Source organism: Streptomyces sp. NPDC091287, assembly GCF_044768525.1.
Lineage (GTDB): Bacteria > Actinomycetota > Actinomycetes > Streptomycetales > Streptomycetaceae > Streptomyces.
Window position 1 is genome coordinate 229498 of record NZ_JBIVUV010000010.1, and the last position, 12472, is coordinate 241969.

The 12472-nt window shown below is 74.2% G+C and carries 8 protein-coding genes; 7 read left to right on the forward strand and 1 reads right to left on the reverse strand.

Features of this window, described 5'->3' with window-relative positions; all coding sequences use genetic code 11:
* Positions 1-138: 138 nt before the first annotated feature.
* From ACIQRW_RS19245 to ACIQRW_RS19275, 7 genes are all read left to right on the forward strand, one after another.
* The gene (locus ACIQRW_RS19245; RefSeq protein WP_403761529.1) at positions 139-1527 is read left to right on the forward strand and encodes a hypothetical protein; all 1389 of its coding nucleotides are present in this window, start codon (positions 139-141) and stop codon (positions 1525-1527) included.
* Between the two features lie 11 nt (positions 1528-1538).
* Entirely contained in the window at positions 1539-2576 is a 1038-nt protein-coding gene (locus tag ACIQRW_RS19250) for a glutamate ABC transporter substrate-binding protein (protein WP_403761532.1), read from the forward strand.
* Between the two features lie 108 nt (positions 2577-2684).
* On the forward strand, positions 2685-4055 hold the full coding sequence (locus tag ACIQRW_RS19255; RefSeq protein ID WP_403761535.1) for a hypothetical protein: 1371 nt from the start codon (positions 2685-2687) through the stop codon (positions 4053-4055).
* Positions 4052-6898, forward strand: a complete 2847-nt coding sequence (locus ACIQRW_RS19260; RefSeq protein ID WP_403761538.1) for a tetratricopeptide repeat protein — start codon at positions 4052-4054, stop codon at positions 6896-6898. Before ACIQRW_RS19255 ends, ACIQRW_RS19260 begins: the two co-directional genes overlap by 4 nt.
* Positions 6899-6900: 2 nt before the next feature.
* Positions 6901-8334, forward strand: a complete 1434-nt coding sequence (locus tag ACIQRW_RS19265; RefSeq protein WP_403761541.1) for a PP2C family protein-serine/threonine phosphatase — start codon at positions 6901-6903, stop codon at positions 8332-8334.
* A 90-nt stretch (positions 8335-8424) separates the two neighbouring features.
* Entirely contained in the window at positions 8425-9786 is a 1362-nt protein-coding gene (locus ACIQRW_RS19270) for a VWA domain-containing protein (RefSeq protein ID WP_403761543.1), read from the forward strand.
* 131 nt (positions 9787-9917) lie between these two features.
* Positions 9918-11384 carry an FHA domain-containing protein gene (locus ACIQRW_RS19275; RefSeq protein ID WP_403761546.1) on the forward strand — a complete coding sequence of 489 codons (1467 nt, stop codon included), beginning with the start codon at positions 9918-9920 and terminating at the stop codon, positions 11382-11384.
* 47 nt (positions 11385-11431) lie between these two features.
* Here ACIQRW_RS19275 and ACIQRW_RS19280 read toward each other — a convergent pair whose 3' ends face one another.
* Positions 11432-12427 (reverse strand): methyltransferase domain-containing protein, encoded by a 996-nt coding sequence (locus ACIQRW_RS19280; RefSeq protein ID WP_403761549.1) that lies wholly within the window; start codon positions 12425-12427, stop codon positions 11432-11434.
* Positions 12428-12472 lie beyond the last annotated feature (45 nt).

Sequence of the window (12472 nt, forward strand, 5' to 3'; positions counted from 1 at the left end):
GGGGGCTGATGTGGGGGCCGCTACGGGAAACAGCCGTTCCCGGTGCGCATGTCCGTCCCCGCGGCCATACTTCTGGCCGGGCGCGCGTCCCTGGGCCGGGGACGGGGGCCCGCCGTCAGTGACCGAGGGGGAGGTCGAGTGACACACCCGCCGAGCGGCGGCACGCAGACGCTGCGCACGCCGGACCCGGTGTCCGCGCCCGCCGGCATGGACGCACAGCGCCGCACCACGTGGGCCGTGCGGGCGGAGCGTCTGCGCGCCGTGGCGACGACCGAGCCCGGCCGGCTCCAGATCATCGGGGCCGTCCTGGCCCTGCTGGTCGTGGCCTTCGGCGCGGTGACCACCCTGGAGATCTCGTCGCGGGCCTCGTCGGCCGACGACGTGGTCAGCCGCAGTCAGCCGCTCAGCGCCGACGCGGCGGACATCTACCGCTTCCTGGCGGACGCGGACACGACGGCGGCCAGTGGGTTCCTCGCGGGTGCGCAGGAGCCCGAGGCCGTGCATCAGCAGTATCGGAAGGACATCGAGGAGGCGGCCCGGCTGCTGGTGAAGGCGTCGGGGAGCACCGACTCCGACAGCCCGTCCAGCCGTGAGATAGCCACCCTCAACAAGCTGCTCCCGGTCTACACGGGTCTGATCGAGCGCGCCCGCGCCAACAACCGCCAGGGCCTGCCGCTGGGCGGCGCCTATCTCCGGTACGCGAACCAGAAGATGACCGGCGAGATGCTGCCGGCCGCCGAGCGGCTGTACGCGGCGGAGACGGGCCGGCTGGAGACGGACTCCGCCGACGCCCGGCAGTGGCCCCTCCTGTCGCTCGGCGCCGGGATTCTGGTGCTCGGCGCGCTGGTGTGGATGCAGCGGCGCACCTACCGCCGGACGAACCGGGTGCTGAACCACGGGCTGCTGGCGGCGACGGCAGCTGCCTCGGTGGTGGTGCTCTGGCTGGCCGTGGGGCACGCGGTGGCCCGTACGGAGCTGCGGTCGGCGATGGTGCACGGCCAGGCGTCCCTGGATGTGCTCAACGACGCGCGGATCAACTCCCTGAAGGCGCGCGCCAACGAGAACCTCACCCTGGTGGCGCGCGGTGCGGTGCTGACCCCCGACGGCTCCGCCGACCAGTACGAGGCGGACTACAGCACGGGGATGAAGGCGTTGAAGGACCGGTTGGAGAAGGCCGACCGGCTCGCGGACGACGAGAGCGGGAACGCGCCGGTCCTCGACGCGGCCAAGGACGTGACCGAGTGGCAGGCCCGCCACCGCGAGGCCCGCGCCACGGACGACCGCGGCGACTACGACGGCGCCCTGGAGCAGATCATCGGGGCCGAGGGCTCCACCGGGCAGTCCTTCCAGCGGGTGGACGCCGCGCTGGAGAAGGCGCTCGCCCATGAGCAGGGCGAGTTCACCGCGGCGGCGAAGGACGGGCGGGGCGCCCTGCGGGGCCTGCCGATCGGCGCCGCGGCGCTGGCGGTCCTGGGGGCCGCCGCCGTGATCGTCGGGGTCAACCGCAGGCTCTCGGAGTACCGGTGAGAGGGGCAGCGATGAGCAGGTCGAAGGAGCGTTCCGCACGCGGCGGCCTGCGCGGCTGGGGCGGCGTGGCGGGGATGGCGGCGGCGTGCGCGGTCACCGCGGCGGTCACCCTGCTGCCGCTGGCCCACCACAGCGGCGGGGCGGCCGGAGCGGACGCCCCGGGCGGCGGGGCGGTGACGGCCGCCCAGGCACGGGCCGAGGAGTGCACCGAGCCGGAGGCGAGCCTGCCCGCGTCGAGCGCCGACGGGCCCAGCATCGAGAAGATCAAGGAGCGCGGCAAGCTGATCGCGGGCGTCGACCAGAACAGCTTCCGCTGGGGCTACCGCAATCCGGAGGCCCGGGAGCTGGAAGGGTTCGACATCGATCTGGTGCGGGCCATCGCCGAGGACGTCCTGGGCGACCCGGACGCGGTGATCTTCCGCGCGATCCCCACCAACCAGCGCATCGCCGCCCTGGAGAACGACCGGGTCGACGTCGTCGTGCGGACGATGACGATCAACTGCAAGCGGCTGGAGCAGGTCTCCTTCTCCACCGCCTACTTCCAGGCCGGGCAGCAGGTGCTCGCCCCGAAGGGGTCGACGATCACCGGCTACGACGAGTCGCTGAAGGGCAAGCGGGTCTGCTCGGCCGAGGGCTCCACGGCGTACGAGGCGCTGGAGAAGAAGTCGTTCGGGGCGCTCTACAAGGACGACTTCGACGGCACCGAGCGTGATCGGGACCTGCTGACCGTGCCCAACCAGCTGGACTGCCTGGTGCGGCTCCAGCTCGGCGAGGTCGACGCGGTCGTCACGGACAACGCCCTGGCGGCCGGTCAGGCGGCGCAGGACCCGGCGGTGGAGCTCAAGGGGAGGGCCCCGTTCACCACGGAGTACTACGGCGTCGCGACGAAGAAGGGCGCCGACGACCTGGTGGCCCGGGTGAACAAGGTCCTCGTCGACTACCGGGCGGGTGGTGACAGCAGCCCCTGGATGACGTCGTATCGCAAGTGGCTGGCGGCCGGACTGCCCGGCATAGCGGGCCCGCCCGCCCCCAAGTACCGCGGCGACTGACCACGGGCGCCCCACGCGCACGGGCCGGGGCGGGCGGACCGGAGCAGACCGAGACAGACCGATCCCGCCGGGCCCACCGGCCCGGCGGGGAGAGCGGAGAGGTGATCGATGGGCGTCGCGGGATCCTTCCCCAGCTTCGCGGGGAGGCCCCCCGGCCCGGTCATGGACCGGGAGGAGGCGGACCGTGCGCTGGCCCGGCTCGGTGCGGAGCACGAGGCCATCGAGACCTCGCTCCTCGCGCTCCAGGACCATGCCGGCCGCCGGCTCCTGGAGGGTGCCGAGCTGACCGGCGTCACCCGGGAGCGCTGGGCCACGACCGAGCAGTCGATCACCCTGCTGTGGGGCTATTTCGACGCGTACGCCGGCGCCCTGTCCGAGGCCCGGGAGATCCGTGCGCGGCGGCGCCACCCGAACCGGGAGGACCTCACCGCGCTGACCGAGCTGCTGCGCGGCGAGGCCGTCACCGTCGCCAACCCGGGGGCCGTGCCGCCGCCTTCGGTCGCGGGCCCGGCCAGGCTCTCCGAGCGGTTCTCCCTCCAGGAGCTGGTCGCCCGGATGAACGAGCTGTACGCCAGGTCCCTGGACATGGTCGTCTCCTCCGACTCCGTGTGGTCGGCGCTGCCCGCCCGGATCGATCTGCTCGCCGCCGAGCTGCACCGCACGCGTTCGCTGGCGCACTCCGTGGGGGTGCGGCCCGGTGAGCATCCGGCCGGGGACGACCTGGCGGAGATCACCGAGGAGCTGGCCACGCTGCGGGTGCAGGTGATCTCCGACCCGCTGGCGTTCTGGCTGCCGGGGCCCGGCAGCGCCGCGCCGGGCGGCGGCCGCCCCGACACCTCGCGCTACGACCGGGCGGCCCGCGCCCTGGAGGACGTACGGCGGGAGATCGAGGCGGTGCTCGCGGTCCGGCAGGACGCCGAGGCGCGGCTGGTGCGGCTGCGGGACGTGCTCTCGCGGGCCGACCGCACCCTCACGGAGGCACGGGCGGCACGCGGCGAGGTGCTGGCCAAGATCGCCGCTTCCGAGGTGCCCGCGGTCAGCGGCCCGCCGACCGCCCTCCAGGAGCGGCTGGCGGCGGCGTCGGACCACCGCAGGTACGCCCAGTGGCACCGGCTGTCGCCGCTGCTGGAGTCGCTGGAGCAGGAGGCCGAGGACGAACTGCTGCGTGCCCGGGAGTCGCTGACCTCGGTGACGGCCCCGCTGGCGGTCCGCGCGGAGCTGCGCGGCCGGCTCGACGCGTACAAGGCGAAGGTGGCCCGGCACGGCCTGGCGGAGGATCCGGTGCTGATCGAGCGGTACGACGCGGCGCGCCGCATGCTGTGGAGCGCGCCGTGCGATCTGCGGGTCGCCGAGCAGGCCGTCCTGCGTTACCAGCACGCGGTCGCGGAGATGCTGACGCCGCGCCGGCCCGACGGACCGCAGGACCGGCGGCCCACGGGCACCGGCACCGGCACCGGCAAAGAGGGGGAGACACGATGAGTACGCAGTGCCAGCGCCCCGCGTGCGAGGGGAACTACGAGGACATGGGCGGCGGTGAGCTGTACTGCGACACCTGCGGTCTGGCTCCGGTCGTCTCGCCGACGGGCATGGTCTCCTCGCCGCCGACCGGGATCGCCGGGGGCGGCCGGGCGAGCAGCCGGGACAGCTCGTCGGCGCGCTCCAGCTCCCGCGCCTCCGGACGTGCCTCGTCCCGTTCGTCGACCTCGCGCCGCTCGGTCTCCGGCCGGCTGTCGCGCTCGCTGTCCGGGGCGTCCACCTCCCGTTCGGTCTCGGTGCGTTCCTCCGGCTCGTCGTCGGCGGCCTCGGCCCGGGGGCGGCTCGGCGTCGGTCTGGTGGAGGTCCCGGACGTGCCCCGGCCCGATCCGCGCACAGCGGTGATGGAGAACCCGGAGGTGCCCGAGCGCAAGCGGTTCTGCTCCCGTTCGGACTGCGGGGCGCCGGTGGGCCGTTCGCGCGGTGAGCGGCAGGGCCGCACCGAGGGGTTCTGCACGAAGTGCGGCCACCCGTACTCCTTCGTGCCGAAGCTGACCGGCGGCGACATCGTGCACGGCCAGTACGAGGTCGTGGGCTGTCTGGCGCACGGCGGGCTCGGCTGGGTCTATCTGGCGGTGGACCGGGCCGTTTCGGACCGCTGGGTGGTCCTCAAGGGCCTGTTGGACACCGGCGACCAGGACGCGATGGCCGCCGCGATCTCCGAGCGCCGCTTCCTCGCCGAGATCGAGCACTCCAACATCGTCCGGATCTACAACTTCGTCGAGCACCTGGACCAGCGGACCGGCTCGCTCGACGGTTACATCGTGATGGAGTACGTCGGCGGCAAGGCGCTCAAGGAGATCGCCAACGAGCGCCGCACCCCGGCCGGGAAGCGCGACCCGCTGCCGGTCGAGCAGGCCTGCGCGTACGGGATCGAGGCGCTGGAGGCGCTCGGTCATCTGCACAGCCGCAACCTCCTCTACTGCGACTTCAAGGTCGACAACGCGATCCAGACCGAGGACCAGCTCAAGCTGATCGACATGGGCGCGGTGCGCCGGATGGACGACGAGGAGTCGGCCATCTACGGCACGGTCGGCTACCAGGCCCCCGAGGTCGCGGAAGTGGGCCCGTCGGTGGCCTCCGATCTGTACACGGTGGCCCGGACGCTGGCGGTCCTCACCTTCGACTTCCAGGGGTACACGAACGTCTTCGTGGACTCGCTGCCGGACCCGGACAACATCGAGGTGTTCCGGACCTACGAGTCGTTCTACCGGCTGCTGGTGCGCGCCACGGACCCGGACCCGGCCCGCCGGTTCGCCTCCGCCGCGGAGATGGCCGAGCAGCTGACGGGGGTGCTGCGGGAGGTCGTGGCGCTCCAGACGGGTCGGCCGCGTCCCGCTCTCTCGACGCTGTTCGGCGCGGAACTACGGGTGATCGACACCGAGTTGTTCGCCCGGCCTACGGACGACGTCTCGCGGCTGGGCGGCCGGGAGACCGGCTCCGGGCGTGGCGGTCTCCGGGGCCGCCGCAAGGGCCGCGGCCGTCCGCCGTCCGGCGTTCCGGCGCAGGGCGGCACGTGGCAGCCCCACGCCGGCGCGGCTCCGGTCGCGCCGGGGGCCGTGACGTCCGCGGTGGCCGGGGCGCTGCCGGTGGGCACCCAGCCGCCCGGTCCTGCGGGGGCCCACCCGTCGGGTCCGGCGGGGGCCTCTCCGCTGGCGGCGCCGCCGACGCATGTCCGGGGCTCGGCGCAGGGCGGCGCCCCGCCCGCGTACGCTCCCCCGGCGCGTGCTCCGCTCCCGGCGCCCCGGTCGGCCGAGCCGGCCCCGGTCGCGACGTACGGGCCGTACGTCGCGACCGGACCGTACGGCCCCTTCGGGGCAACCTCCGGGGGCGTGCTGCTCGCCCTGTTCGACACGCGGGCCACGTCGTTGGCGCTGCCGGTCCCCCGGGTCGACGCGATGGACCCGAACGCCGGTTTCCTCGCCGGTCTCATGGCCTCCGCCCCGGCCGAGCTGATCACGGCCCTGCACACGGTGCCGGCCCCCTCGCTGGAGACCCGGCTGCGGGAGCTGCGGGCCCGGCTGGAGATGCGGGAGCTGGACTCGGCCACCCGTGTGCTGACCACCCTGGAGGGTGAACACCCTGACGACTGGCGGGTCGTCTGGTATCGGGGCGTCACCTCGCTGGTCACCGGTGACCACGAGACGGCGGCGCTTTCCTTCGACGCGGTCTACGACGCGTTCCCCGGGGAGATGGCGCCCAAGCTGGCCCTCGGGATCTGTGCGGAGGTGCTGGGCCAGCTGGACAACGCCGCCGAGTACTACCGCCTGGTGTGGGCGACCGACCCGGGGTTCGTCAGCGCCGCGTTCGGCCTGGCCCGGGTGCAGATCGCCGCCGGTGAGCGGGCCGGGGCGGTGAGCACCCTGGAGTCGGTGCCGGGGGCCTCGATCCACTACACGGCGGCCCGGGTCGCCGCCGTCCGGGCGCGGCTGCGCGAGCGCTCGCACCGGGAGCCGCTGCTGGCCGACCTGACGGCCGCCGGCGTCCAGGTGGCGGCGCTGGCCGCCTTCGGTCTGGACCCGGTGCGTCACGAGCAGTTGTCGACCGAGGTACTGGGCAAGGCTCTCGACTGGGTACTCTCCGGTAGTCCCGGTGTCCCGGGGCTGGGCGGACCGGCCGCCGGTTCGTCCGGGGCAGGCAAGCTGCTCGGCGCCGAACTGAACGAGCGGGGGCTGCGGTTCGGGCTGGAACGCTCGTACCGGATGCTCGCCCGGCTCGCGCAGCGGGGCGACGAGAGGATCGAACTGGTGGAGCGGGCCAACCGTTTCCGCCCCCGGACGTGGGTGTGAAGATGTCACAGAGCCACCAGCAGCCCGCCCTGCCGAAGTGCCCGGGCTGCGAGGAACCGCCGGCTGCGGGCGATCTGTTCTGCGGGGTGTGCGGCTACGACCTCTCGGCCGTTCCGGCGCGCCCCGACGACCGGCCCACCATGGCCATCACCGTGCCTCCGGCGGCTCCGGCGGCCGGTGCGGTGCGGTGGCCCGCCGCCGAGGAGACCGACAGCTCGGACGTGCCCGCGCCCGTGGTCCGTCCGGCGGACGTGCCCGGGACGGACTCGGGCGGCAGGCCCCTGACGGAGCCGGACACGCCGGACGCGGTGTCCGGGCGGGGCGCGGCGTCGCCGCCCGAGCCGGTGCGGGCGGGTGGGCCGGAGGCCGCGGCCGTCCAGGTGCGCCACGACGACCGGGCGGACCCGGACGGTGCGGAGGCCTCCGGTGACTTCGCGCTGGCCGCGCCCGATCCCCGGGCGCCGGAGCATGCCGCCGCTCCCGCCGCCGCGCCCGCCCCCGGGGCGAAGGTCTGTGTGGCCTGCCGCTCCGGCCGGGTGGACGCCGACGGCTACTGCGAGAACTGCGGGCACGCCCAGCCCCGTGAGCACGACCACATGGAGCAGGAGCTCGACGCGGTGGCCGCCGTCAGCGACCGGGGCCTGCGCCACCACCGTAACGAGGACTCCTTCGCGGTGTCCTCCACCGCGCTGCCGGACGGCTCGCCCGCCGTCGTCGCGATCGTCTGCGACGGTGTCTCATCGGCGAGCCGTCCCGACGAGGCCTCGGCTGCCGCCGCGAGCGCCGCCAACGAGGCGCTGCTGGAGTCCCTGCCGCGCGGTACGCATCCGCAGACGGCGATGCACGAGGCGATCGTCGCCGCGTCCGAGGCGGTCAACGCCCTGGCGCAGGAACCGGCCGGGGCGAGGGAACACGACGCGCACCGCCACCAGAACGCCCCGGCCTGCACCCTGGTCGGCGCGATCATGGCGGGCGGTCTGCTGATCGTCGGCTGGGTCGGCGACAGCCGGGTCTACTGGGTGCCGGAGGACCGGACCCGGCCGACCGCCCGGCTCACCGAGGACGACTCCTGGGCCGCGCAGATGGTGGCGGCAGGCCTGATGAACGAGGCGGAGGCGTACGCGGACGAGCGCGCCCACGCCATCACCGGCTGGCTCGGCGCCGACGCGTACGAACTGGAGCCGCACACCGCCGCGTTCAAGCCGGACCGGCCCGGCCTGGTCGTCGTCTGCACGGACGGTCTGTGGAACTACGCGGAATCCGCCGAGGAGATGGCCGCCGCCGTCCCGGCCGACGCCCAGGAACAGCCGCTGCGCGCGGCCCAGATGCTCGTCGGGCACGCTCTCGACGGCGGGGGCCACGACAACGTAACAGTGGCGCTTCTGCCGTTCGCCGTACGGCCGCAAGGGGCAGGATCGGCCTGCGACACCGTTTGAGCCGGTTTTCCGTCCTTGCCCCGACCCCGTGTCAGCCGCCCGCGTCCCCTCTTCACCTGATCCCCTGTGGAGCCTCAAGGAGCCGACCAGATGGCCAACTTCTCCAAGTCGAACGTGCCGCAGTTCTCCGTCGAGGTGTACCAGAACGAGTTCCTGCCCGAGGGCGGACGTGAGGTCAACGCGATCGTCACCGTGACCTCGACCGGCGGCGGCACCACCGGCGGCATACCGCTGGCGGGTTCGGCGCCGGCGCCCGCGTACAGGCCGGGGCGGGGCCCGGACGCGGCCGTGGTGCTGATGGTCGACTGCTCGGGCTCGATGGACTACCCGCCGACGAAGATGCGCAACGCGCGCGACGCGACGGCGGCGGCCATCGACGCCCTGCGCGAGGGCACCCGGTTCGCGGTGGTCGCCGGGACGCACGTGGCCAAGGACGTCTATCCGGGCAACGGGGGGCTCGCGGTCGCCGACCAGCAGACGAAGGCCCAGGCGAAGGACGCCCTGCGGAAGCTGAGCGCGGGCGGGGGCACCGCGATCGGCACCTGGCTGCGGCTGGCCGACCGGCTGCTGGGCGCGGCCGAGGTGGGCATCCGGCACGGCATCCTGCTGACCGACGGCCGCAACGAGCACGAGGCGCCCGAGGATCTGCGGGCGGCCCTGGACTCCTGCGCCGGCCGGTTCACCTGCGACGCCCGCGGGGTGGGCACCGACTGGGAGGTGAAGGAGGTCACCGGCATCGCCGCCGCCCTCCTCGGCACCGCCGACATCGTCGCCGACCCGGCGGGCCTGGCCGCGGACTTCACGCGGATGATGGAGAACGCCATGGGCAAGGAGGTCGCGGACGTGGCGCTGCGGCTCTGGACGCCGGTGGGGGTGGAGATCCGGTTCGTGAAGCAGGTCGCGCCGACCGTCGCGGACCTGACCGGCCGGCGGACCGAGGCGAGCCCCCGGGCCGGGGACTACCCGACCGGTTCCTGGGGCGACGAGTCCCGCGACTACCACGTGTGCGTCCTGGTGCCGGAGGCCGGGATCGGCCAGGAGATGCTGGCCGCCCGGGTCTCGCTGATCCTGCCCGACCCCTCGGGCGCGGGCGCCCCGCGGACGCTGTCGCAGGGGCTCGTACGGGCCGTGTGGACGGACGACATGGTGGCCTCGACCTCGATCAATCCGCAGGTCGCGCACTACACGGGTCAGGCGGAACTGGCACAAGTCATCCAGCAGGGCCTGGACGCACGCAAGTCGGGCGACTTCGACGGCGCGACGGCGAAACTGGGCCGTGCGGTGCAGCTGGCGTCGGCGTCCGGGAACCAGGACACTGCGAAACTGCTTTCGAAGGTGGTCGACGTCGTCGATGCCGCGACAGGTACTGTGCGACTGAAGGCGAAGGTTGCGGAAGCGGACGAGATGACCCTCGAAACGCGCTCCACCAAGACCGTTCGCGTCAAGAAGTAGCACGGCACGGTCATCGGACGACCGCCGGGCCGTGAGCACAGAGCAACCATACGTATACGTGGGGCAAGGACGCCCACGATCGACAGCATGACGGCCTCCGGGGCCGGAAGAGGAGAGGGGGAAGCGCCGACATGCCGACCTGCCCGAACGGACACCAGTCGGGTTCCGAGGACTGGTGCGAGGTCTGCGGACACCGCATGGCCACCGGCGGTGCGCCCGCGGGCGCGGTGCCCCCGCCGCCTCCTCCGCCTCCCGCGCCCGGTTACGGCTACCCGCAGCAGGGTTCCGGCGGTGGCCAGCCCACCATGCAGGCGGAGCTGTGCCCGCAGTGCCGCACGCCGCGTGAGGCGATGGCGCCGTACTGCGAGGAGTGCCGATGGAACTTCCTCACCAACACGGCGACCTCGTACACCCCGCTGGCCCCGCAGCACGGCACGCCCGGCGGACCTCCGCCCGGCATCAACCTGCCGCCCGGATTCCAGGCACAGGGGCCCGGCCCCGGCGGTCCCGGTGGCCAGGGCGGTCCCGGCGGACCCGGTGGCCAGGGCGGTCCTCCCGGCGCTCCCCAGCCGCGTGACCCGTTCGACTACCAGGGCTCGCGCCCTTCGCAGATGAACCGTCCCGCCGAGCCGCTCGCCCCCGAGCAGAACGGTCCGCACGGGAACGGCGGTCCGCACGGGAACGACGGCCAGGGCGGGTCTCCGCCGCAGGCGTTCCAGCAGGGGTCCCCGCCGCAGGCGTTCCAGCAGGGGCCCCCGCCGCCGCCCTCGTTCCAGCAGGGCCCTCCGCCGCAGCAGTCCGGACCCTCGCCGTTCGAGCCGCAGCAGTCGGCCCCGTCGACGCACTCACCGTTCGAGCCGCAGCAGTCGGCTCCCTCTCCGTTCGAGCCCCAGCAGGCCTCGCCCTTCGCGCCGCCGCAACAGCAGCAGCAGTCGGCGCCGCCCGGGCCGCCGCAGCCGTCGGGGCACACCGGCGGCGGGGACGACTGGATGCTGCCGCCGCCCTCCCAGGCCCAGCAGCCCCCGCAGTCGCAGCAGTCACAGCCGCCGCAGGGGTTCCAGCGGCCCGGCCCCCACCAGGGGCAGGGCCACGGACAGGACCAGCGGCAGGGCCAGGACCAGGCCTACGACCAGGGCTACGACCCGGGTCAGCAGCACGGCGGGGTGCCCGGTCAGGGCCGGCCCCAGCAGTCCGCCTCCTGGACCGCCGTGATCGCTCCCGACCGCGCGTACTTCCTCGCGATGATGCAGCGCAGCGGCCCCGAGGCGACCGGGCTGAACCTGCCCGCGTACTCCCCGGAGCAGCGTCTTCCGCTCACCGGGAGCCAGATCACCATCGGGCGTCGCCGGCACAGCACCGGCGAGTCCCCCGACGTCGATCTGTCGGTGCCCCCGGAGGACCCGGGCGTCTCGCACCAGCACGCGGTGCTGGTGCAGCAGCCCGACGGCAGCTGGGCGGTCGTGGACCAGAACTCCACCAACGGCACCACGCTGAACGGCGCCGAGGACCCGATCCAGCCCTACGTCCCCGTACCGCTCCAGGACGGCGACCAGGTGCACGTCGGGGCGTGGACGACGATCACGGTGCGCCGGGACTGACAGGCCCTGGGGCCTGTCTGACCATTCCCGCCTGCCTCACGACGCGGTCAGACAGGCCCCAGCGGCCAGGTGTACGGGCCCTGCGGGTCGTCGAGCCAGGCCCACTGCCGGCCCTGGCCGACCGTGATGCCGTACCTCTCCCGCTGCGGGCGCTCCTCGCGCTCCCAGAGGGAGAGGGCCTCGTGCGGATCGAGGGTGCCCGCGGTCAGGGCCAGAAGGAACCGGAAGAGGTCGTCCCCGGCGACCCGGCGCGGCAGTCCGCCGAGGTGCGGCAGCGCGCCGGGACCCGGGAGCGCGCCGCGCAGCGGCACGAAGTACGCCGGGGTGTGCAGGAAGTGCCCCTCGGCGCGCGGACCGTGCTCCGTCGCGCGGACCTGGAGCAGGACCAGGCCGGTGGCGAGCGGCGCGAGGATGCGCGCGCCCGGACGGCACTGTTCCGGCCAGGTCCCCGGTACGGACGGCAGGGTGCACGTCGCGATGATCCGGTCGTACGGGGCGCGCCCCGGGCAGCCCCGGGCCCCGTCGCCGGTGACCACCGTCGGGTCGTACCCGGCCGCGGCGAGGTGGCGCCGGGCCGACTCCGTGATCTCCGGGTCGAGGTCGACGCTGGTCACCGCGGAGTCGCCGAGCCGGTGGGCGAGCAGCGCCGCGTTGTAGCCGGGGCCGGTGCCGATCTCCAGGGCCGTGTGCCCGTCCCGTATGTCGAGGGCGTCGAGCATCAGGGCCATCAGGGACGGCTGACTGGAGGACGAGACGAGTTCGCCGTCCTTGAGGCGGGTGGCCAGCGCCCCGTCCGCGTACACCCCGCGCAGCCAGCGGGAGCGCCGTTCGGGGTCGGGGTCCTCGCCCCAGAGGCGCTCGAAGCCCCGGATTCCGTGCACGTAGTAGAACGGCACGAACAGATGGCGGGGCACCTCGGCGAAGGCCGTGCGCCAGGCGGGGTCGGTGAGCTCGCCCCGCGCGGCGATCTCTCGCACGAGGGCTTCCCGCGCCGCGTCGGCCTCGGCGTCGGGCGGGGAGGAGCCTTGCCGGTGTGCACCCATGTCTCCACTGTCCTGCGCCGGGGCCCTGCGGGCGAGCGGCCGAAC